At 62.1% G+C, this 22816-nt stretch carries 19 protein-coding genes and 1 tRNA gene; 9 read left to right on the top strand and 11 right to left on the bottom strand.

All coding sequences use genetic code 11. From position 1 onward, the window contains the following. Positions 1 to 67 precede the first annotated feature (67 nt). A complete protein-coding gene (gene tig / locus QCE79_RS06385; protein ID WP_250509030.1) occupies positions 68 to 1414 on the bottom strand; it encodes a trigger factor in 1347 nt (448 codons plus the stop codon). A 557-nt stretch (positions 1415 to 1971) separates the two neighbouring features. On the opposite strand from tig, the gene QCE79_RS06380 reads away from it, so the two are divergent. Then, the gene (locus QCE79_RS06380) at positions 1972 to 3126 is read left to right on the top strand and encodes a glycerate kinase (protein ID WP_309842763.1); all 1155 of its coding nucleotides are present in this window, start codon (positions 1972 to 1974) and stop codon (positions 3124 to 3126) included. A gap of 66 nt (positions 3127 to 3192) precedes the next feature. Here QCE79_RS06380 and QCE79_RS06375 read toward each other — a convergent pair. Both QCE79_RS06375 and QCE79_RS06370 read right to left on the bottom strand, forming a co-directional pair. After that, positions 3193 to 3279, bottom strand: a tRNA-Leu gene (locus tag QCE79_RS06375). Positions 3280 to 3658: 379 nt separating this feature from the next. Then, positions 3659 to 4045, bottom strand: coding sequence for a hypothetical protein (locus QCE79_RS06370; RefSeq protein WP_309842761.1), 387 nt, complete (start codon positions 4043 to 4045; stop codon positions 3659 to 3661). Positions 4046 to 4283: 238 nt separating this feature from the next. Between QCE79_RS06370 and QCE79_RS06365 the strand changes: the two genes are divergently transcribed. After that, entirely contained in the window at positions 4284 to 5114 is an 831-nt protein-coding gene (locus QCE79_RS06365; RefSeq protein ID WP_244827930.1) for a squalene/phytoene synthase family protein, read from the top strand. A 269-nt stretch (positions 5115 to 5383) separates the two neighbouring features. Here QCE79_RS06365 and QCE79_RS06360 read toward each other — a convergent pair whose 3' ends face one another. Both QCE79_RS06360 and QCE79_RS06355 read right to left on the bottom strand, forming a co-directional pair. Beyond that, on the bottom strand, positions 5384 to 6373 hold the full coding sequence (locus tag QCE79_RS06360; RefSeq protein WP_309842757.1) for a DUF1501 domain-containing protein: 990 nt from the start codon (positions 6371 to 6373) through the stop codon (positions 5384 to 5386). 12 nt (positions 6374 to 6385) lie between these two features. Then, on the bottom strand, positions 6386 to 6745 hold the full coding sequence (locus tag QCE79_RS06355) for a hypothetical protein (protein WP_309842755.1): 360 nt from the start codon (positions 6743 to 6745) through the stop codon (positions 6386 to 6388). A 270-nt stretch (positions 6746 to 7015) separates the two neighbouring features. Between QCE79_RS06355 and ompR the strand changes: the two genes are divergently transcribed. From ompR to QCE79_RS06335, 4 genes are all read left to right on the top strand, one after another. Further along, positions 7016 to 7741, top strand: a complete 726-nt coding sequence (gene ompR / locus QCE79_RS06350; RefSeq protein WP_008349770.1) for a two-component system response regulator OmpR — start codon at positions 7016 to 7018, stop codon at positions 7739 to 7741. A 66-nt stretch (positions 7742 to 7807) separates the two neighbouring features. Continuing rightward, positions 7808 to 9172, top strand: a complete 1365-nt coding sequence (locus QCE79_RS06345) for an ATP-binding protein (protein WP_244827933.1) — start codon at positions 7808 to 7810, stop codon at positions 9170 to 9172. Positions 9173 to 9366: 194 nt separating this feature from the next. Further along, positions 9367 to 9915, top strand: coding sequence for a peroxiredoxin (locus QCE79_RS06340; protein WP_244827934.1), 549 nt, complete (start codon positions 9367 to 9369; stop codon positions 9913 to 9915). 107 nt (positions 9916 to 10022) lie between these two features. Beyond that, a complete protein-coding gene (locus QCE79_RS06335; protein WP_244827935.1) occupies positions 10023 to 10547 on the top strand; it encodes a carboxymuconolactone decarboxylase family protein in 525 nt (174 codons plus the stop codon). Between the two features lie 33 nt (positions 10548 to 10580). Here QCE79_RS06335 and ispF read toward each other — a convergent pair whose 3' ends face one another. Both ispF and ispD read right to left on the bottom strand, forming a co-directional pair. Next, positions 10581 to 11072, bottom strand: a complete 492-nt coding sequence (ispF, locus tag QCE79_RS06330; RefSeq protein ID WP_244827936.1) for a 2-C-methyl-D-erythritol 2,4-cyclodiphosphate synthase — start codon at positions 11070 to 11072, stop codon at positions 10581 to 10583. 38 nt (positions 11073 to 11110) lie between these two features. Further along, entirely contained in the window at positions 11111 to 11770 is a 660-nt protein-coding gene (gene ispD, locus QCE79_RS06325) for a 2-C-methyl-D-erythritol 4-phosphate cytidylyltransferase (RefSeq protein ID WP_284507717.1), read from the bottom strand. A gap of 238 nt (positions 11771 to 12008) precedes the next feature. On the opposite strand from ispD, the gene mfd reads away from it, so the two are divergent. The 3 genes from mfd (at position 12009) to QCE79_RS06310 (ending at position 17939) form a co-directional block, all read left to right on the top strand. Further along, complete coding sequence (mfd, locus tag QCE79_RS06320) at positions 12009 to 15485, top strand: transcription-repair coupling factor (RefSeq protein WP_244827937.1); 3477 nt, start codon at positions 12009 to 12011, stop codon at positions 15483 to 15485. A gap of 202 nt (positions 15486 to 15687) precedes the next feature. Beyond that, a complete protein-coding gene (gene argE, locus QCE79_RS06315) occupies positions 15688 to 16908 on the top strand; it encodes an acetylornithine deacetylase (RefSeq protein ID WP_244827938.1) in 1221 nt (406 codons plus the stop codon). A gap of 29 nt (positions 16909 to 16937) precedes the next feature. Beyond that, entirely contained in the window at positions 16938 to 17939 is a 1002-nt protein-coding gene (locus QCE79_RS06310) for a threonine/serine dehydratase (RefSeq protein ID WP_309842749.1), read from the top strand. Between the two features lie 184 nt (positions 17940 to 18123). Here QCE79_RS06310 and QCE79_RS06305 read toward each other — a convergent pair whose 3' ends face one another. The 4 genes from QCE79_RS06305 to QCE79_RS06290 form a co-directional block, all read right to left on the bottom strand. Further along, complete coding sequence (locus QCE79_RS06305) at positions 18124 to 18942, bottom strand: ABC transporter permease subunit (protein ID WP_244828036.1); 819 nt, start codon at positions 18940 to 18942, stop codon at positions 18124 to 18126. Beyond that, positions 18942 to 19850, bottom strand: a complete 909-nt coding sequence (locus QCE79_RS06300) for an ABC transporter permease subunit (protein WP_309842748.1) — start codon at positions 19848 to 19850, stop codon at positions 18942 to 18944. Before QCE79_RS06300 ends, QCE79_RS06305 begins: the two co-directional genes overlap by 1 nt. Beyond that, positions 19847 to 21022: a polyamine ABC transporter ATP-binding protein gene (locus tag QCE79_RS06295; RefSeq protein ID WP_309842745.1), complete on the bottom strand. Its 1176-nt coding sequence runs from the start codon at positions 21020 to 21022 to the stop codon at positions 19847 to 19849. Before QCE79_RS06295 ends, QCE79_RS06300 begins: the two co-directional genes overlap by 4 nt. A 131-nt stretch (positions 21023 to 21153) precedes the next feature. Continuing rightward, a complete protein-coding gene (locus QCE79_RS06290) occupies positions 21154 to 22287 on the bottom strand; it encodes a polyamine ABC transporter substrate-binding protein (RefSeq protein ID WP_250464805.1) in 1134 nt (377 codons plus the stop codon). Positions 22288 to 22816 lie beyond the last annotated feature (529 nt).

Here is a 22816-nt window from a genome sequence, read left to right as displayed (position 1 = left end):
AACTTTAATGCAAAAAAGGCGTGAGGGCCGTCAGTCCGACGACCCGCACGCCCCCGGGCTCTACGCGTCAGGCTTGCGCCGTTGCGCTGGCCAGTTCCTCGAAGCTGACTTCCTTGTCGGTCACCTTGGCCTTGCCGAGAACGAAATCGACGACGTTGCTTTCAACGACGTACGCTTCCATTTCGGAGAGGCGCTGCTGATTCGAATAATACCAGCGGACGACTTCCTTCGGGTCTTCGTAGCTCTTGGCGAATTCGTCCACTTCCGCGCGGATCTGCTCGGGCTTGGCCTGCAGTTCGTTGGCCTTCACCAGTTCTGCGAGCACGAGGCCCAGCTTCACGCGACGCTCGGCTTGTTCAGCGAACATTTCGGCGGGGATCGGTGCGTCGGCAGCGTTCGGCACGCCACGTTGTTGCAGATCCTGGCGCGCCATTTCGACGAGACGTTCCTGGTCCTGTTCGATCAGCGCCTTCGGCACGTCGAGTTCGGAAATCTTGAGCAACGCGTCCATGACCTGATTCTTCACGATCTGCTGCGTGCGGCGCTTTGCTTCGCGCTCGAGGTTGTCCTTGATCTCGCCGCGCATTTTCGTGAGATCGCCGTCTTCGATACCGAGCGACTTCGCGAATTCCGCGTCGATTTCCGGCAGATGCGGCCACTCGATCTTTTTCACGGTGACGGCGAACTGCGCGGTCTTGCCGGCGACGTCCTTGCCGTGATAGTCCTCGGGGAACGTAAGGTCGAACTCGCGCGTTTCGCCGACCTTCAGGCCGGTCGCTGCTTGTTCGAATTCCGGCAACATGCGGCCTTCGCCCAAGACGAACGCGAAGTCTTCCGCGCTGCCACCTTCGAACGGCACGCCGTCGAGCTTGCCGATGAAGTCCAGCGTGACGCGGTCGCCTTCCTTGGCCGCCGTGTCCGCGCCGCCGTCGCCATGCTCGCCGCCTTCGCCGCGCGCGTGGAAGTGCACGCGCTGCTTGCGAAGGATGTCGAGCGTACGGTCGACTTCGGCTTCGGAAATGGTCGTGACGGTGCGTTCGATTTCAGCGGTGGCAACGTCGCCGAGCTTCACTTCGGGGTACACCTCGAAAGTGGCGTCGAATGCGTAGTCTTCCGCAGCGGCTTCGACCTTCGGCGCAAAGCTCGGCTGGCCCGCGACGCGCAGGTTTTCGGTGCGCGTGACATCGAAGAATTCCTTGCCGACCTTGTCGCTCAGCACTTCGGCTTCGACCTGACCGCCGTATTGCTGCGTGACCATCTTGAGCGGCACCTTGCCCGGGCGGAAGCCCGGCATGCGCACGGTCTTGGCCAACTGGCGGATGCGCGAGTCCACTTCCTTCTGCACGGTGTCTTTCGGCAGCGAGATGGTGACGCGGCGTTCGAGCTTGCCGAGGTTTTCAACTACGTTAGCCATGGCTTCAATCGTCCTAGAGTATTCGGGTGTTCGGTGTTCGGTTCTTCCGCGGTTCTGGTTGCGCGGGTCCGGATGAGTTCTGCATGAGCCGCGCCGGGTGCGATGTCGGGCTTCGAAAACGCGCCGCCATGTCGAGACAAGGGAGCGCATCTCGCGACCGCCAGATGTTCGCCAACGCCGAGTCAGCCGGCAGAGCCAAGTATTCTAGCAAACAAATCGCGCGGCCTCTGACCACGAAACCCGCTTGGCCCGTTTCGAGCGATTTGCACGGTTTTTCAGCGCAATTCCACCTGAAATACACATTTTGAGTCTATCGGCGCGACACTGCGATGGCGGTTATCGCACCTTCGCTATTTTGCTGCGGGCGGAGCGCTGATAAGCTTGCCGGCGCGTGATTCACGAGAAGCGAAAGGAGCGCGCGTTGCGTTGCGCGCTCGATTACCTCAACGCATGAAGCGCATGCGCCATACGCATGGCGACGCGCGATGCAATGCGCATACATCGGGCTTCGCTTCGGCTTTTCAACGTCCACTCACACAGAAAATGTTCGAGACACCATGCCTAATGTCACGTCTGCCACGTCTGCCCCTGTCGTCGTCATCGCGCCCGATTCGTTCAAGGGTTCGCTTTCCGCCGAGGGCGTTGCCAACGCCATTGCAGAGGGCATTTTGCGCGCGCGTCCGGATGCCGAAATACGCATTCATCCAATGGCCGATGGCGGCGAAGGCACGCTCGACGCCATGCTCTCCGCAGGCGGCGAACGACGTCTGCTCAACGTGCGCGGCGCGGCTTCGGCCCGGCGCGACGCGGCGACCGGATTGCTGGCGGATGGCGGCGCGATCATCGAGACGGCCGAAGTAGTCGGCATCACGGACCCGGACGGCATGGCGACGCCCGTCACGGAGCGCAGCACGCTCGGCATGGGCGAGGCGATTCGCGCCCTGCTCGATTCGGGCGCGCGCACGTTCTACGTTGCGCTGGGCGGCAGCAGCACGAACGACGGCGGCGCGGGTCTGCTCGTCGGGCTCGGCTTGAAGCTTTTCGATGCGAACGGGCGCGAACTCGAGCCGGTGCCGTCGGCGTTGGCGAAGATCGCGCGTATCGATGCGTCGGGGCTCGATCCGCGCGTGAAGGAAGCGGAGTTCATCGGCATGTCGGACGTCGATAATCCGCTCACCGGCGAGCACGGCGCGACCGCGATCTTCGGTCCGCAGAAGGGGGTGACGCCGGAGCAAGTGGCGACCATCGATGCCGCCCTCGCGCATTTCGCGGATCAACTCGAACCGGCGATGGGAATCGTCAAGCGCGACGAGCCGGGCGCGGGCGCGGCGGGTGGTCTGGGTTTCGCGCTGCATATGCTGGGCGCGCGCTTCGAAACCGGCGCCGAAGTGGTTGCGCGCGAGATCGGACTGGATGCGGCACTCGAGGGCGCTGACTGGCTCATCACCGGCGAAGGCCGGTCGGACGTGCAGACGCTGCACGGCAAGGCGCCGTTCATCGCCTGCAAGCACGCGCGGGACGCAGGCGTGCCGGCGACGCTTTTGTCGGGCGCGGTGGATTCGGCGGCGCTGACGCGTCTGTCGGAGTTTTTCAGCGGATGCTTTTCGCCCGCGCCCGGCCCGATCACGCTCGATGTCGCGATTCGCGATGCCGCGCGCTTGCTGGCGAACGAAGCGGAGCAGTTGACGCGGTTGAGGTTTGGAGCAAAGTGAAGGGTCGGTGCTTGCGAAATGGCAAGCGCCAACAAAAAACCCCTTTCAGAAACAAAGGGGTTTGTTTGGTGCGAGGAGCGGGACTCGAACCCGCACACCATTGCTGGCGTCAGGACCTAAACCTGGTGCGTCTACCAATTTCGCCATCCTCGCAGCACGACTTCGAGCGGGGTTTCGTTTTGCCGCGCAACCTTGGTTGCGTGGCGCCGCAAAGCGCCCGGCGCTGTTTCGCCGTGTTCGACACCGGTCCAGTGTGTCGAGCCCGAGATTCTAACGCATTCGTCTGGTGATGTCTGGGAAAATCCGTGACAGCTTTCTAGGGGCGTGATTTTGGCTCAGGGAAAGCATTGAATCTTCAGGAATCCTCGACGTCGATTGTTGCCGGGTTCGAAGATAGTCGCGTCTGTTGTGAGCCACCCGACAGCGAACGATTCACGGCTCACGCATCTGTTCACGGTTCAAAGCGTCTCCTCCGGCGCGGCTCGTCAAATTGCGGCGCGCGATTGAGTGCAAGAAGCCGCAGCGTGCATCGTCAGACGGACACGCCGCCCAACTCCACCATGACCACTTCGCCTTTGGCCTGCGAGCGTCCGGCGAAATCGATACCCGATTGCCCCATCAGCTTCCTGATCTCGTCAGGCATCCTTTCGCTTGCTTGCGCTGCCGCAATCGGCCTGTCGATATGCGACAGAAACTGCCGCACGCTAGATGGCGGCAGGAACACGAAAACGTTCAGCGGATAAGACAGCTTTGCATCGCTGGCTCGGTTGGCCGTGATGTGCAGTCCCATGGTCGGCGAGACGTGCATCTGACGCGGACACACTCGAAAATCGAAGCCGAAATCGCTTGCCACGCTTCTCAGGAGAAACGGCAGGCATCTGTCTCCAAACTGCTTGTTCTCGGCCTTGCTGAGGGCCATGGCAGCCTCCGGTGCGCGCGCGGTTCGTTCACGAGCGCCCAGTGTTGCGCGGCGCGAAAACGGCGTCGGTGGGTCGGCGCACATCCGCGTCGATCACCGTGCATCGGGAAGACGTTCGCCGCGCCTGGCAGCGGAGCCTTTCGCGGGCGGATAAAATAGGCGTCGCGTCACGTTCATGCGTCAGAACAATCAAAGCCGGACGCCCCGCCCTACTTGGCCTACCCCACAAGCTCAGTTCGTGAATTTCGACGATTATTGCCAGCAAAAAGCCGCGCCCGAAGGCTCGGGCACTTACTACGCGCTCCGTCGCGCGCCCACGGCGCGTCAGCCGCTTTTGAGCGCGCTCTATGCGTTGCGGCGCGAACTCGAAGAGACCGTGAAGGAAACGAGCGACCCGACCATCGGGCGGACCAAGCACGCGTGGTGGCAAAACGAACTAGGCAAGCTCGATGCCGGTGAACCCACGCATCCCGTGACGAAAGCCTTGCTGGCGCACGCGCCGTCCGCGGCGCAACCCGTGCTCGAAGATGCGGGCCGCGCGCTGATCGATGGCTTCGGCATGGATCTCGATCAGGCGCGCTATCTGGACTGGCCAGGACTGCGTCGCTATCTGGAGCAGACTGGCGGCGCGTTCGGAACGGCGGTCGCGCGTGCGACCGCGCGCGATCCGGCGCAAGCCGCGTCGTGGGCGGCGCCGCTCGGTTCGGCGCTGTTGCTGGCCGAGCGCGTGCAGGAGATCGGCGACGACGCGCGACATGGACGCATCTACGTTCCTATCGACGAACTGCAGCGCTTCGGCGTGACGGCGGCGGACATCATCAATCGCAAATACAGCGATAGCTTCACGGAACTGATGCGCTTCCAGACCGAACGCGCCCGACGTGCGCTCGAAGATGCGCTTGCCGCAATACCGCCGGCCGAGCGTTCATCGCAACGCGTTTTGCGCTCGCAGGCGGCGCTGTCGCTTGCGCTGCTCGACGAGATCGAGCGCGAGGGTTTTCAGGTGCTGCATCAGCGGATAGCGCTAACGCCAATTCGAAAGCTCTGGATCACCTGGCGAACGCGATAGGTGCGTGGACAGCGCTTTTCATTGCTGTTGATTCTTCGGCGCGTCGATTGGACGCGGGTCGCAACGGGCTGACGTCGTCACCGCGATTCGAAGGCGCTCGTGAATACCGCCTCCGCCATTCGTGTCTGCAAACGGCCAATGCACGCGAATAAACCGCAGCGCTTGCGCAGCAGGCCCAATGCGGCTAGCGATCGGGTCGAACGCGTGAGCGGCGGCTCTTCAATGGCGCGAGCCGGAAACGGAAGACCGCTAGAACATAGCAATAACGTCTACGCACGAATCAATGGCAGCGCGTCCGAAGACGGCCCCAGGCTCGCCACCGATTCGAGCTCCGCGCACGCGCTCAGAACCGTCGCATAAACCCGCCTGAAGTCGATGCCGACGCTCACGCCGCCATCGACGTCCAAGTCATCCAAACGTGGCGCTGCCCCATACAGCCCGCCGCTCACGCTTCCACCCAACACAAATTGTGGTGCGGCCGCGCCGTGATCGGTGCCTCGCGCATCGTTTTCACGAGCGGAGCGCCCGAACTCCGAATGACTCATCACAAGCGTGCTGCGCCAGTCGCCCGACGCGATCAACGCGCGTCGCAACGAAGCGAGCCCGTCCGCAAGCTGCGCCAACACACGCGCGTGCTTGGCCGCCTGATGCTCATGCGTATCGAACCCCGGTAGCGTAAGACGCACGAGCGCGACCTTGTCACGTTCAGCGCGCCCGACGATGAAACGCGACGCCGCATCGCATGAAGCGGCAAACGACGCGCGTGCCTGCCCGATCCATTCGACCGCGCGGCTGGCATTTGCGAAAGGCCCCGCCTCCGCCGTGCCAACGACGCTCGCACGCGTTGCGTCCGAACGCGCAAGCCAGCCATCACGGCGATATTCGGCGGCGCTCGAAGCCGTATCCCAGATTTCGCGCGAGCGAAAATGCGAGCGGCTGGAGCTCGCATAACCCACGCCCTGGACGATGGCGAATTCGCGCGTTTCCCAAGCCGGCATCAACGCGAGCAAGGAAGGATGCAGCCCGGTTTGCTCATTAAGATGCAAGGCATGCTCGCGCGGGATCGCAAGCGTCGGCCTGAGCGCGCGATAGCGATCATCGTTGAGCGGGATAACCGTGTTGAGGCCGTCATTGCCGCCGCTGAGTTCGACGAGCACCAACGTCTTGATCGAACGTCGCGCACGCGCCGTGGCGAATCCGTCCGCGCTCGCGCCACCTGCAAGCGCGCCGGCGATCTGCATGAAGCGGCGTCGGTTCATCGCGGCTCGCGCTCAACGCTTGTAGAGATCGCGGACGGCCTCTTCGATATGTTGACGCAAGAGGCGCCGCTCATCGGCGGTCATGACGGTATGGCGCGGAGGACGCGCGGGCGGTGCCTGATCGACCTGCTGAACAGGCTGCATCGTGGCGGCTTTGGTGTCGCGGTCGGGAAGATTGCCGGTCTTGGACGAGCGCTGCTGCGCGCGAATCATACGGCCGTCGAAGCGATTCGGCCGGGTGTCGGACGTGGTGTCGAAAGCGGTCGAGGGACGCGCGAAGCCCGGCGTCTGGGCGAAAACATGGTGCGTGCTCAAGATGGCGCAGAGCGCGCTGGCGAGAAGCGTTAGCTTGAAGATGCGCTCGACGCGCACGGGTCCGCGTTGCCGCGCTCCCAACATGTTTTTCCCTTCGTTGCTCGACAACCGGACAGCCTCATTCTTTTAGCGCACGTCTCAAAAGGCTTGGTCCGGCCAAATGACGCGCTGGTCTAATGGAGTATCTACCGAATGGCGGGCTTAGGTAAGGGAGTGTACGCATAGAACCTTTTGGGCGTGCCACAGTCGCCGTAAATTTTGTAACGGACTGTTACACTCGCTTTTGTTACAAACTCGACGATTGAACAAACGCGCTAAGATGCCGCCATGGAAACCAAGAACCCATCCAAAATTCTCGTCGTCGACGACGACCCGCGCCTGCGCGATTTGCTGCGCCGTTATCTGGGCGAGCAAGGCTTCAACGTGTATGTCGCGGAAAACGCGCCGTCGATGAACAAACTCTGGGTGCGCGAGCGCTTCGATCTGCTCGTGCTCGACCTCATGCTGCCCGGCGAAGACGGTCTTTCCATCTGCCGCCGGCTGCGCGGAAGCAACGACCGCACGCCGATAATCATGTTGACGGCGAAGGGCGAGGACGTGGACCGCATCGTCGGTCTGGAAATGGGCGCGGACGACTACTTGCCGAAGCCGTTCAACCCGCGCGAACTCGTCGCGCGCATTCACGCGGTGCTGCGCCGCCAAACGCCGTCGGAGTTGCCGGGTGCGCCGTCCGAAACCACCGAGGTATTCGAGTTCGGTGAATTCGCGCTGAATCTCGCCACGCGCACGCTTACCAAGAACGGCCAGGAAATTCCGCTGACCACGGGCGAATTCTCGGTGCTGAAGGTGTTTGCACGGCATCCGCGTCAGCCGCTCTCGCGCGAAAAGCTGATGGAACTCGCGCGCGGCCGTGAATACGAAGTGTTCGACCGCAGTCTCGACGTACAGATTTCCCGCCTGCGCAAGCTGATCGAGCCGGACCCGAGCAGCCCGCGTTTCATCCAAACGGTGTGGGGCCTGGGCTACGTGTTCATTCCCGACGGCGCGGCCTGATGCCTCATGCTTTGACGCGAGTCCGCCACGCTTTTTTTCCTCCATCGAGCCGAACCCGATAGACCCATGCGCATCGACAGGCGGCTACTGGCGCTTGCGTTCGGCGGCCTGTTCTGGCGAACCTTCGCGCTGATCGCGCTGCTCATCGCGGTCAGTCTCACGGCATGGTTCCAGAGCTTTCGAGTGATCGAGCGGGAGCCGCGCGCGCAGCGCGTGGCGCTTCAGCTCGTCGCCGTGGTCAAGCTCACGCGCACGGCCCTGCTCTATTCCGATCCCGATCTTCGTCGCGCGCTCCTGCAGGACCTGGAGAGCAACGAAGGCGTGCGCGTGTATCCGCGCGAGACCACCGACAAATATCGCCTGCAGCCGGATGAATCGCTCAACCGTCTGATCGAGCGCGATGTGCGCGGACGCCTTGGCAACGACACGATCATCGCGCAATCCGTGAACGAGATTCCCGGCGTGTGGATCAGCTTCAAGATCGACGACGACGACTATTGGGTTGCGCTCGACCGCGATCAACTGGATACCGTCACCGGTCTGCAATGGGCCGGCTGGGGCGTTTTCGCGCTCGCGCTGTCGCTCTTCGGCGCGGCGTTTATCACGAGTCTCGTGAACCGGCCGTTCGCGCGACTGGCGCTCGCCGCGCGCAAGGTCGGTTCGGGACAATCGCCCGAGCCCTTGCCGGAGCGCGGCATGGGCGTCGCCGCGGAAACCAATCGAAGCTTCAACCAGATGGTGCAAGACCTCGAACAGCTCGAAGCGGACCGCGCGCTGATGCTCGCGGGCATTTCGCACGATCTGCGCACGCCGCTCGCGCGTTTGCGGCTCGAAACCGAAATGAGCCCTTCGGACGAAGCCACCAAGCTCGCGATGATCGACGACATCGAACAGATGGACATGATCATCGGGCGCTTCCTCGACTACGCGCGGCCGATGCAGCGCATGCCCGAGGCCGTCGATCTCTCGATGATCGCGAGCGAACTCGTCGCGCGCTTCCAGGCCGACGAAGGCGTCGTGATGCGCACCGACCTCGCGCCCGGCGCGGTGATCGAAGGCGACCCGACGGATGCGCGCCGCGTGGTCGGCAATCTGCTCGAAAACGCGCGCAAGTACGGGCGCAGCGAACAGGACGACATCGCGCGGATCACCGTGCTTACGCGCGTCACGCACGGCAAGGTCGAACTCTCGGTGATGGACGAAGGCCGCGGCATCCCCGACGATCAGGTCGCGCTCATCACACGGCCCTTCTATCGTGTCGATGCCGCGCGCACGCAAGCGAACGGCACGGGTCTCGGCATGGCGATCGTGCAGCGGCTCGTCTCGCGTCAGCGCGGCACGTTGCGCCTGCGCAATCGCACGCCGCTTGCGGGCTTCGAAGTCACCATCGATTTCCCGGTGATGAAAGGCGCACGTTTCGACGGCGTCTGACACCTCCCGCGTTTCCTGGAAATTCGTCAAAAACTATTTGAAGTTATAGTCAAATACTATTGCTTCGATTTAGTGATACGCTTAATATGGATTTGTGCAGCGCGATGGCATGACGATTGTTTTCATGTCCGCGTTACGAAGATTCAGTAGCCTCATTTTGCGTTTGTCCTTTCAACGAACACAGGAGTCATTGCATGAAGACCGTTGGCGATAAAGTCGAAGCATTCACCGTCACCGCTGCCAAGCCGGGTTTCAATCACCACGAAGAAAACGGCCAGTCGGCATTCGAAGAAATCACCGAGCAGTCGTTTCCGGGCAAGTGGAAAATCATCTACTTCTACCCGAAGGACTTCACGTTCGTCTGCCCGACTGAAATCGTCGAGTTCGGCAAGCTGGCAAAGGACTTCGAAGACCGCGACGCCATTTTGCTCGGCGGCAGCGTCGACAACGAGTTTGTCAAGCTCGCATGGCGTCGTGAGCACAAGGACCTGAACAAGCTAAACCACTACTCGTTCGGCGACGTGAAGGGCGAACTCATCGACCAGCTCGGCGTGCGCGACAAGGAAGCCGGCGTGGCGCTGCGCGCGACATTCATCGTCGATCCCGACAACGTCATTCAGCACGTCTCGGTCAATAACCTGAACGTCGGCCGCAATCCAGAAGAAGTGCTGCGTATTCTCGACGGCCTGCAAACGGACGAACTCTGCCCGTGCAATCGCGCGGTCGGCGGCTCGACGCTCTGATCGCACGAGCCTTTAAGCGCCTGAGGCAACGCCCGTAGCCCGCCCTCTTTCGAGCGCCCGCTTGGAAGCCGGCGGGCTTTATTGACGCCATCGAATAAGGAGAACGCATGGAATTCCTGTCATCGATCAAGGAGCTGGTGCCGGACTACGCGAAAGACATTCGCCTGAATGTCGACGGGACGATCGCCCGTTCGTCGCTGGAAGGCAACGACGCGGTCGGCGTCGCGCTCGCCGCCGCGTATGCCGCGAAGGCGACGAAGATCGTGAATATCATCCGCGAGTCGGGTGTCATGGCGCCGGAAGAAGTCAATGCCGCGCTCACGGCGTCCGCGCTGATGGGCATGAACAATGTCTGGTATCCGTACCTGGAGATGGCCGACAACGCCGATCTCAAGACGCAGCCGGCTGGACTGCGCATGAACGCGTATGCATCGCACGGCGGCGTCGACAAGCGGCGCTTCGAGATGTACGCGCTCGCGGCGTCGATCATCGGCAAGTGTCACTTCTGCGTGAAGTCGCACTACCAGAATCTCGTCACCGAAGGCATGTCGACGACCCAGTTGCGCGATGTCGGGCGCATCGCGGCCGTGATCAACGCGGTGGCGCTCGCCATCGAGGCCGAGGCGAAGTAAGCCCTTGACGCCACGCGCGCGTGGCGTTCGACTTCAACTATCGATCGACGTGCGCCGCAACAGCACCGCGGCCTGCGCCTCGATACCTTCCTTGCGGCCGAGATAGCCGAGCTTTTCGTTGGTCTTCGCTTTCACGTTGACGCGATCGACGGCCAAGTCCAGGTCTTCCGCGATATTCGCGCGCATCGCCTCGATGTGCGGCGCGAGCTTCGGCGCCTGCGCGATGATCGTGCTGTCGATATTGGCGATGGCGAAACCCGCTTCCGACACGCGCTTGAACGCTTCGCGCAGCAGCACGCGGCTGTCGGCGCCGGCGAATTCCGTCGCGGTATCCGGAAAGTGCCGGCCGATATCGCCGAGCGATGCCGCGCCGAAGAGCGCGTCGGTGATGGCGTGCAGCAGCACGTCCGCGTCCGAATGGCCGAGCAGGCCGCGTTCGTAGGGAATCGTCACGCCGCCGATGATGAGCGGGCGGCCCTCGACGAGCTGATGTACGTCGTATCCCTGTCCGATTCTGAAATCCATCGATGCAACCTTGCTGTAGAAAGTGTGTGTCGGAGCCGTCAGGCCTTCGTGGCGAGCATCGCGCCCGCGAGCGCGAAGTCTTCCGGATAGGTCACCTTGAAGTTGCGCAGGCTGCCCTGAACTAATCGCGGCGAATGGCCGAGCCATTCGATTGCGCTCGCTTCGTCCGTGAGATCGTGACCGTCGTGACGCGCACGTTCGATCGCTTCGCGCAACATGCCGAGGCGGAACATCTGCGGCGTTTGCGCCTGCCAGAGCCCGTCGCGCGATTCCGTGCGGGCGACACGCGGGTGGTCATCCGCTGCATCGGGCATGCTCGGTGCGACCCGTTTCAGCGTATCCGCGACCGGCAATGCGAGAATGCCGCCCACGGCGTCGTGACGCAGGGCGCCGACGAGCTTGCGAATCAGTTCCGGCGTGATGCCGGGACGCGCGGCGTCGTGGACGAGCACCCAGTCGTCGTCGCGTGCGCCGAAATCGGCCAGCGCGACGAGACCGTTATACACCGATGCCTGTCGTGAAGCCCCGCCACAGCGCTGCACCGCGAAGCGCAGGCCGGCAAAGCGGCGCGCATCGAAGTGATGATCGTCGGGAGCAAGTACGACGAGGGTCTGCGAGAATTCGGAACACGCGTCGAAGGCGGATAACGTGTAACCAAGCATCGGGCGGCCCGCGACGGTCTGATATTGCTTCGGCATGGGTGCGCCGGAGCGGCTGCCGTTGCCGGCGCACGGAATCAGCGCGAACAGGCGCGAGGTAGTGGCGGGTGAAATCGTTGGCGCAGTAGACGGCGCATTTGACGAATTTGCAGTCGTAGTCACGGGCAGATCACTGAGCCAGGTCAAAGTGGAGCCCGGATTTTATAATAGGTCTTTAGCGACCACGTCCGGCGCGTCCTCGAAGAGGGCGAAAGAGCCGACGGTTAATTGCATATATATGTCCTCGAAAGCCGTCAACGCGCAGTCCAGTTCTCCCATCCCGCTCGTGAAAGCGGGTCAGCGCTTTGTCTTCGACGGCGCGCCCGGTTCATCCGATGCCCTCGCCATCGCGCGTTATTACACGGCTAATCGCGAGTCCGTGCGGCTCTTGACGGTGCTCTGCGCAAGCGCGGTCGATGCGCAACGCCTCGCAACCGAAATCCCCTATTTCGCGCCGGATGCCCGCGTGCGTCTCTTGCCGGACTGGGAAACGCTGCCGTACGACACGTTCTCGCCGCATCAGGACCTCGTATCCGAGCGTCTCGCGACGCTGCACGATCTGGGCGAAGGACGTTGCGACATCCTGCTCGTGCCGGCGACCACGGCGCTTTATCGCATGCCGCCCGCGTCGTTTCTCGCGGCTTACACGTTTTCGTTTACGCAGGGCGAGCGCCTCGACGAAAGCAAGCTCAAGGCGCAGTTGACGCTGGCGGGTTACGAGCACGTGAGTCAGGTCGTGCGTCCCGGCGAATATTGCGTGCGCGGCTCGCTGATCGACCTTTATCCAATGGGCTCGCCGCTGCCGTATCGCCTCGACTTGTTCGACGATCAGGTCGATTCCATCCGCGCCTTCGATCCCGACACGCAACGCAGCCTGTATCCCGTGCGCGACGTGCGCCTCTTGCCGGGCCGCGAATTTCCGTTCGACGAAGCCGCGCGCACCGCGTTTCGCAGCCGCTGGCGCGAAGTGTTCGAGGGCGATCCGAGCCGCTCGCAGATTTACAAGGACATCGGCAGCGGCGTGCCGTCGGCGGGCATCGAATATTACTTGCCGCTCTTCTTCGACGACACCGCAACCCTCTTTCACTATCTGCCGGAGAACTCGCAACTCGCGTTCGTCGGCGACATGGACGCCGCGATCAAACGCTTCACGGCCGACACGAAGCAGCGCTACAACTTTCTTTCGCATGATCGCGAGCGGCCTTTGCTCGAACCGCGCCGCCTCTTTCTCAGCGACGACGACTTTTTCACGTTCGCCAAGCCATTCGCGCAACTGAAGTTCCCGGCGTCGCCCGAAGGCGGCTGGGCCGTGCCGCTGCCAGGGCTTGCTATCGACCGCCACGCGGACGAACCGTTGCTCGCGCTGCGCCATTATCTGGAGCAGACCGAAAACCGCGTGATGCTGGTCGCGGAATCGGCGGGACGGCGCGAAGCCATCCAGCAATTGCTCGTCGATAACGGCTTGCGCGGCGAACTGCGCGACACGTTCCAGGAATGGCTCGGCGCGGATGCCAAATTCACGCTCGGCATAGCGCCGCTCGCGAACGGTTTTTCGTTGCCGGAAGCGAAGCTGTCTATCGTCACCGAGACCGAGCTCTACGGGCCGCTCGCGCGCCGCGCCGGACGCCGCCGCCAGGAACAGGCGAGCAATGTCGATTCGATGGTGCGCGATCTCGCCGAATTGAAAATCGGCGATCCGGTGGTGCATGCGCAGCATGGCATCGGCCGATACATGGGTCTCGTGTCCATGGACCTCGGCGAAGGCGAAACCGAATTTCTGCACCTCGAATACCAGAACGACGCCAAGCTCTACGTGCCCGTCGCGTTGTTGCATGTGATCTCGCGCTATAGCGGCGCCGATCCCGAAAGCGCCCCGCTCCACACGCTCGGTTCGGGCCAATGGGAAAAAGCCAAACGCAAGGCCGCGCAGCAGATTCGCGATACCGCAGCCGAACTGCTCAACCTCTACGCCCGCCGCGCCGCGCGCGAAGGCTACGCGTTCAAGCTCGATCCACGCGACTACGTGAAGTTCGCCGAGAGCTTCGGCTTCGAGGAAACGCCCGACCAGGGCGCCGCGATTGCCGCGGTCATCGGCGACATGACGAGCGGCAAGCCGATGGATCGGCTCGTGTGCGGCGATGTCGGCTTCGGCAAGACGGAAGTGGCATTGCGCGCGGCGTTCATCGCGGTGATGGCGGGCAAGCAAGTGGCGATACTTTCCCCCACCACGCTGCTCGCCGAACAGCATACGCAGACCTTCACCGACCGCTTTTCCGACTGGCCCGTGCGGATTGCCGAACTGTCGCGCTTCAAGAGTTCGAAGGAAGTCACGCAGTCGATCGCGCAGATCAACGAAGGCAGTGTGGATATCGTCATCGGCACACACAAGCTGTTGTCGTCGGATGTGAAGTTCAAGCGGCTTGGGCTCGTCATCATCGACGAGGAACATCGCTTCGGCGTGCGGCAGAAGGAAGCGCTCAAGGCGTTGCGTGCGGAAGTGGATGTACTCACGCTCACCGCGACGCCCATTCCACGCACGCTCGGCATGGCGCTCGAAGGCCTGCGCGACTTCTCCGTGATCGCGACCGCGCCGCAGAAGCGCCTTGCCATCAAGACCTTCGTGCGGCGCGAGGAAGACGGCGTCATTCGCGAAGCCATGCTGCGCGAGCTGAAACGCGGCGGGCAAGTCTACTTCCTGCATAACGAAGTGGAAACCATCGAGAATCGCCGTTCCATGCTCGAAGCACTCGTGCCCGAAGCGCGCATTGCCGTGGCGCACGGCCAGATGCACGAGCGCGAACTCGAACGCGTGATGCGCGATTTCGTCGGCCAGCGCGCGAACGTGCTGCTGTGCACGACCATCATCGAAACGGGTATCGACGTGCCGAGCGCGAACACCATCATCATGCATCGCTCGGACAAGTTTGGACTCGCGCAGCTGCACCAACTGCGCGGGCGTGTCGGGCGTTCGCACCATCAGGCTTATGCGTATCTGCTCGTGCACGACCCGCAGTCGCTGACCAAGCAGGCGCAGCGCCGGCTCGAAGCCATTCAGCAGATGGAGGAACTCGGCTCGGGCTTCTATCTGGCCATGCACGACCTCGAGATTCGCGGCACGGGCGAAGTGCTCGGCGACAAGCAATCGGGCGAGATTCACGAGATCGGTTTTCAGCTTTACACCGATATGCTCAACGACGCCGTGCGCGCACTGAAGGAAGGCCGCGAGCCGGATCTCAACGCGCCGCTCGCCGCCACGACCGAGATCAATCTGCACGCACCGGCCATCTTGCCCGCCGACTATTGCGCGGACGTACAAGAGCGTCTTTCGCTCTACAAGCGGCTTGCGAACTGCGAATCGAGCGATGCCATCGACGGCATTCTCGAAGAGCTCGTCGACCGCTTCGGCAAGTTGCCGCCGCAAGCGCATGCGCTCGTGGAGACGCATCGGTTGCGGCTTGCGGCGAAGCCGCTCGGTATCTCGAAGATCGACGCCAACGAGAGTTCCATCGGCTTGCAGTTCGTGCCGAATCCGCCTGTCGATGCCATGAAGATCATCGAGATGGTGCAGAAGAACAAGCACATCAAGCTCGCGGGACAGGACAAGTTGCGCATCGAAACGCGCAGCCCCGATCTCGCGGTGCGCATTGCCACGGTGAAGGAAACGTTGCGCGCGCTCGGCGCGCCGGTGCGGCAGTCGGCGGCCGTGGCGCGTTAGGTTCATCCGGCGCGTTGGTATCGACGGGAGACACGGCGCGCGCATCGACCGGAAGAAGGGTCAAGCGCCCCGCCCGACGCACCCCGTCATTGCCGCTCATTGAAAGGCAGTGACGGGAGCCATGCCGCAGCGCATATATTGACCAGAAGGTCAGCAAGCGTGGTTTCGGCTATGATCGGCTTCTACCCCGCAGGAGCGAAAAATGTCCCAAATCGCCGCTGAGGCGCAACAAGCCACGACCTCCGCCACGCCTCAATCCTTACCCTGGATCGAACGTCTCGTTTCCTTCGATACAGTCAGCCGCAATCCCAACCTCGGCCTCATTGAAACCGTGCGCGACGAACTGCGCAAGGCGGGTGTCGAAGCCAGCATCACGACCGATTCACGCGGCCAGTGGGCCAATCTCTTCGCCACGGTGCCCGCGCACGACGGTCAGACGAACGGCGGCATCGTGCTGTCGGGACACACCGACGTGGTGCCGGTCGACGGTCAAAACTGGAAAAGCGATCCTTTCAAGCCCGAAATCCGCGATGGTCTGCTCTATGGTCGCGGCACCTGCGACATGAAGGGGTTCATCGGCGCGGCGCTCACAATGCTGCCGAAGATGCAGGCGACAAAGCTCGCCAAGCCGATCCACTTCGCGCTTTCGTTCGATGAAGAAGTAGGCTGCGCGGGCGCGCCGCTCATGATCGCCGACTTGCAAAAGCGCGGCGTCAATCCGGATGGCTGTATCGTCGGCGAACCGACTTCCATGCGCCCGGTCATCGCGCACAAGGGCATCAACGCGTTCCGCTGCTGCGTGCGTGGCTTTGCGGCGCATTCGTCGCTTACGCCGAAGGGGCTGAATTCGATCGAGTACGCCGCGCGCCTCATCTGCTTCATTCGCGACGTCGCCGATGAATTCCGCGCCAAGGGCCCGTTCGACGAGTTCTACGACGTACCCTTCACCACCGCGCAGACGAGCACGATCAAGGGCGGCAACGCGCTCAACACCGTGCCCGCGGAATGCACTTTCGACTTCGAATTCCGCAACTTGCCGACCATCGACCCGGACCCTATCTTCAAGCGCATCGAAGCGTTCGCGCGCGACACGCTCTTGCCGAAAATGCAGAAGGAGCACGAGAACGCGGCCATCGAATTTTCGAAGATCGCCGCCGCGCCCGGACTCGACGCCACCGAGCAGGCCGCCATCACGCAACTCGTGCGCGCGCTCACCGAGAATCAGGAGAAGCGCAAGGTCGCTTACGGCACCGAAGCGGGACTTTTCGCGATTGCGGGCGTGCCGAGCATCGTGTGCGGACCGGGCAACATCGAACAGGCGCACAAGGCAAACGAATACGTGTCGCTCGACCAACTCGTCGCTTGCGAAGCGTTTCTCGGCAAATTCATCCATAGCATGTCGGTCGAAGCCCAGGCGCGCTAGTCATCGACCGTCGTACGATCCATCGAGCCATGTCCACAGCAACGCATTCCGACCATACGATCGACGGCACGCCCATTCCGACCCTCGACGAGATCGCCGAGCAGCATATGGCGCTCACGCCCTGGGTAGCGCGCACGCCGATCTTCGAGCGGCACGATTTTCCGACGCTCGAAGGCACGCCCGTCACGTTCAAGTTCGAGCTGCTGCAGGCAAGCGGCACGTTCAAGGCGCGTGGCGCGTTCTCGAACATCCTCGCGCTCACCGACAGCGAACGCGCGGCAGGCGTGACGTGCGTGTCGGCGGGCAATCATGCGGTCGCGGTGGCTTACGCGGCGCAGCGCATGGAAGCGGGCGCGAAGGTGGTCATCACGAAGAACGCCAGTCCGACGCGCATCGCGCTTTGCCGGCGCTTCGGCGCGGAAGTCGTGCTGGCGGAAAATGTGATCGAGGCCTTCGAGATCGTGCGGCGCATCGAGGCCGAGGAAGGACGCTTCTTCGTGCATCCGTTCAATGGTTATCGAACGGTGCTGGGCACGGCGACGCTCGGTTACGAGTGGACGTCGCAGGCGCCGGATCTCGATGCGGTCATCCTGCCAATCGGCGGTGGCGGGCTGTCCGCCGGCGTTTCGACCGCCATGCGTCTCGCCAACCCTTCGCTGCATGTCTATGGCGTGGAACCGGAAGGCGCGGATGCGATGAGCCGCAGCTTCGCCGCCAATCACACGATCAAGCTGAGTTCCCTGCACAGCATCGCCGATTCATTGATGGCGCCGCATACCGAACAATACAGCTATGAACTGTGCAGGCGACATATCGACGAGATCGTCACCGTATCGGACGACGCGTTGCGGCACGGCATGCGGCAGTTGTTCAACGAACTGAAGCTGGCTGTGGAACCGGCGTGCGCGGCGGCGACCGCTGCGCTGCTCGGACCGTTGCGCGAGCGTCTGCAAGGCAAGCGCGTGGGCGTGTTGCTGTGCGGAACCAACACGGACCCGGCGACGTTCGCGACGCATTTGGCGAGTACGTGAAGTGCCATTGCAGGCGCTGCGTGGAACCGAAGCATCTGGCAATTGCTGGCAATTGCTCGATGCTCACAGTGACATCGTAGGTAAAAAGCGGCATTAAGCGGCGCTTGCCGTGTTCAAGCGAACACGCGGAAAAGCGCCACTCTCGCGGTTCCTCGTCAACGAGAGCAGACTAACGCGCCTGCGTTCACAGCACCTCGGCCAGCCTTCTGCGCTCATTGCGCTGCATGAAGTAATTCGCGGCGATCACCCCGACCGTCACCAGCGCGATGAACAACGTCGCGAGCGCATTCATTTCCGGATTCAGCCCCAGCCGCACGCGCGAAAACACGACGAGTGGCAGCGTGGTCGATCCCGGTCCCGACAGAAACGCGGAGAGCACGAGATCGTCAATCGACAAGGTGAACGACAGCAGCCAACCCGCCACGAGCGCCTGCGATATCAGCGGCAGCGTGATCGCGAAGAACACGCGCAGCGGTGTCGCGCCGAGATCGAGCGCGGCCTCTTCCAGCGACGGATTCAGCTCCCGCACGCGTGACTCCACGATGATCGCCACATACGAGATGCATAGCATCACGTGGCCGATCCAGATGGTGAAGAGCCCGCGCCCCGCCGGCCATCCGATCAGCTTGGCCATCTCCACGAAAAGCAGCAGCAACGAGATGCCCTGAATGACCTCGGGAATCACGAGCGGCGCGTTGATCATGCCCGTGTAGAGCGTGAAGCCGCGAAAGCGTCCCATGCGCGCGAGCACGAACCCCGCCCACGTGCCGATCACGACCGACGCGCACGCCGTCAGAAACGCGATGCGCAACGACAGCCATGCCGCCGCGATAAGCTCGTCGTCGTACCAGAGCGCCTTGTACCAGCGCAGCGAAAACTCCGTCCACACGGTGACGAGCTGCGACTCGTTGAACGAATAGACGATCAGGCTGAGGATGGGGATATACAGAAACGCGAACCCGATTCCGAGCGCGGTGATCTGCAGCGGACGGCTCGGCTTGATCATCGTTTCTCCTCCAGTTGCTTCGCCTGGAAGTGCTGGAAAAGCGCCATCGGCACGAGCAGGAGGAGCACCATCGCGCAGGTGACTGAGGATGCCATCGGCCAGTCGGCGTTATCGAAGAACTCGTTCCACATGACGCGGCCGATCATCAAGGTATCCGCGCCGCCGAGCAACTCGGGAATGACGTATTCGCCCACCGCCGGAATGAACACGAGCAGACATCCGGCGATAATCCCGTTCTTCGACAGCGGCAAGGTAATCTGCAGGAACGCCTTCCAGGGCTTGGCGCCGAGATCGTAAGCGGCTTCGAGCAAGGTGAGATCCATCTTCACGAGATGCGCGTAAAGCGGCATGACGAGAAACGGCAAGTACGAATACACCATGCCGATATAAACCGCGACATTCGTGTGATAAAGCTCGATTGGCGAATGGATGAGGCCGATCGACATCAGGAAGTTGTTGAGCAAGCCGTTGTTCTTGAGAATGCCGATCCACGCGTAGACGCGTATCAGGAACGACGTCCAGAACGGCAGCATGACGGCCATCATCAGCAGATTGCGCGAGGCCGGATTCGCCCGCGCGATGTAATACGCCATCGGATAGCCGATCACGAGGCACAGCAAGGTCGAAACCGCCGCGACCAGCAGCGAATTCATGTAGGTCGCGAAGTACAGGCTGTCGGTGACGAGAAACGCGTAGTGCGAGAAATCGAGCGCGATATTCAGCACGCCCTCTTTTAACGCCACGATATCCGTGTACGGGGGAATGCCGAGCTGGCTGTCCGCGAAGCTGATCTTCACGACGAGCAGGAACGGCACGAAAAATAGCAGCAACAGCCACAGGAACGGCCCGGCGATGACCGCGGTGCGGCCGCTCACGCCCATGCGGTCGAGCAGTCTCATCATCATGCCGTCAGCACCACGCCCGCCGACGCGCTCCAGCGCACGTAGACTTCATCGTCGAAAGTGGGGGAATCGATTTCGCCGAGCGCGAGGCTCGATACGTTCGCGACTACCGTCTTGCCGCTTTCGAGCGTCACGTGATAGAGCGTGTAGCCGCCCATGTAAGCGATATTCGTCACATGCCCGCGGCCCCAGTTGAACGCGCCCTCGGGCGGCTTTCTCATGAGCGCGATACGTTCCGGGCGCACCGAGATGGTCACCGGCATGCCGAGCGGCCCGGTAATGCCGTGGTTCACATAGAGCCTGACCGGCAGTTCCGGCGACTCCACGAAGATATGGTCTGGCTCGTCCTCGACCACGTTGCCGTCGAAGAGATTGGTCGAACCGATGAACTGCGCCGAGAAGCGGCTGTTCGGATACTCGTAGACCTCGTGCGGCGTGCCGATCTGCACGATACGCCCTTCGCTCATCACGGCGAGGCGCCCGGCCATGGTCATCGCCTCTTCCTGATCGTGCGTGACCATGATGCAGGTGACGCCCACCTGATCGAGGATGTTGACGAGTTCCATCTGCGTGCGCTGGCGAATCTGCTTGTCGAGCGCGGACATGGGTTCGTCGAGCAAGAGCAGCTTGGGACGCTTGACGAGGCTGCGCGCGAGCGCCACGCGCTGCTGCTGGCCGCCCGACAACTGATGCGGCTTGCGCTTCGCATACTGGCCCATCTGCACGAGTTCGAGCGCGGCTTGCACGCGCTCCTTGAGTTCGCCACCGCGCACGCCTTCCTGCTTCAAACCGAATGCGACGTTCGATTCCACGCTCATGTGCGGAAAGAGCGCGTAGGACTGAAACATCATGTTCACCGGCCGGTGATACGGCGGCATCTGCGCGAGGTCTTCGCCTTCGATCAGAATCTGCCCTTCGGTGACGGTCTCGAGCCCGGCGAGCATGCGCAACAGCGTGGACTTGCCGCAGCCGGAACTGCCGAGCAGCGCAAACAGTTCGCCCTTCGCAACCGACAGGTCGACGCCCCTCACGGCCACCGTCTCGCCGAACTTCTTCACGACGCCGACGACCTGCACGAAGTTGTCGTCCGACACGAGTCCGGTGGACGGAAAATTGTCCGGCGCTTGTCTGCCGGAATTAGGCGCTGCCTTCAACGCGCTCGACTGCTCACTCATGATTGCCTGTTCGACTCCTGCAACTTGTCCTTCATCGATGACTTCGTCTGCCCGGCTACGCGACGATCACGAACAAAGCCCCCGGAGGTCCAGGGGCTTCGTCGGTTCAGAGCATAACCCGCTTTTGCGAACTAGCGGCCGGATTTGAGTTCGGTCCACAAGCGCGTCTGCAGACGCTGGATTTCGGGCGGCAACGGCTTGAGCAGGAACAGCGTCTTGATGACATCCTGCGGCGGATAGACAGCCGGATCGTTCGCCACGTCCTTGTCGACATACTTGCGCGCTTCGAGGTTCGCGCTCGGGTAATACACCGCATTCGTGATCGCGGCATGCACCTGCGGCGTCTCGATGTAGTTGATCCACTCGTGCGCGGCGTCCTTGTTCTTCGCGTCCTTCGGAATGGCCATCACGTCGAACCACACCGGCGCGCCGCCCTTCGGAATGTAGTACTCGATCTTGTAAGCCTTCTTCGCGTCCACGGCGCGATGCTTGGCAATGACGACATCGCCCGACCAGCCGTAGGTGAAGCACACGTCGCCGCCGACCAGGTCGTTGATATAGCCCGACGAGTTGAATTGCGTGATGTACGGGCGAATCTTCTTGAGCATCGCGAGCGCCTCTCGATAATCGGCGGGATTCGTGCTCATCGGGTCCTTTCCGATGTAATGCAGCGCGGCGGCGAACATCTGGTCGGGCGCATCCAGCACGGACACGCCGCACGCCTTCAGCTTCGAAATGTTCTCGGGCTTGAAGAGAATGTCCCAGTTATTGAGTTCGACGTTCGCGCCGAGTATTTTCTTTACCTTGTCGACGTTATAGCCGAGGCCGGTCGTGCCGTACGCCCAGGGCACCGTGTACTTGTTGCCGGGGTCCGCGCCTTCCACGAGCTTCATCAGTTCGGGATCGAGATACTTGAGGTTCGGCAGCTTGGACTTGTCGAGCGGCGCGAAAATGTTTGCCGCGATCTGCTTGCCCGCGTAGTTGCTCGTCGGCACGACGATGTCATAGCCCGAATTGCCCGTCAGCAATTTGGCCTGCAGCGTGTCGTCGCTGTCGTAGTTGTCGTACTTCACCTTGACGCCGGTTTGCTTGGTGAAGTTGGGGATCGTGTCCTTGGCGATGTAATCCGACCAGTTGTACACGTTGAGCTGCGTGTCTTTCGCCGATGCCGTGAGGGACATCAGCGGCAACAGCGTCGCCGCGCACGCCAGCGCGCCCGCGAATTTGGCCAGCTTGGCCACAGGGGCCGCCAGTTTCTCGTTCATCTCGTTTCTCCCTTGTTCCGACTGTCGACGGCGTCGTGTCGGGCCCGGCTCTCAAGGAACGGCCCGCGAACCCCATAAAAACCCGAAAACTACCATTAAACCGAAGCACGACAAAAATAATGTCCGGCTTGTCGCGCGAATCTCACGTGCGTCGAGGGCAGCCGCCTGGTCATAAGGCCTGCCCGTGCCACGGTTCATCGATCTGCTGTACCGAAAGTGCGCGCATTTTAGCGTCTAATGACGCCGTGCGACACCTGATAAAACCACACTCGTCAAAGGGAACCACGCCGCGAAAGCATCGCGAAATGTCATTATCGATGGAAGGGACTTAAGCATCCACGTGCGACCGTCGCTCGTAAAGACACAAGAGCGGCGCGACGGCACGGTTTGAGCCCAATTCCTTGCCTGACGAATAGCCAGCGGAACACTCGTTGCTAGTCAATTCGGATGTGCGTTGTTTTCCCCACGCATTCTCAACCGGCAACGCGTGCGCTCGTGCCGCGGCTTCAGACGCCGTGACACGACAGCG

The organism is Caballeronia sp. LZ003 (assembly GCF_031451465.1).
Classification (GTDB): domain Bacteria; phylum Pseudomonadota; class Gammaproteobacteria; order Burkholderiales; family Burkholderiaceae; genus Caballeronia.
The sequence above is the reverse complement of the archived record's forward strand: the minus strand, read 5'-3'. Positions and strand labels throughout refer to the sequence as shown.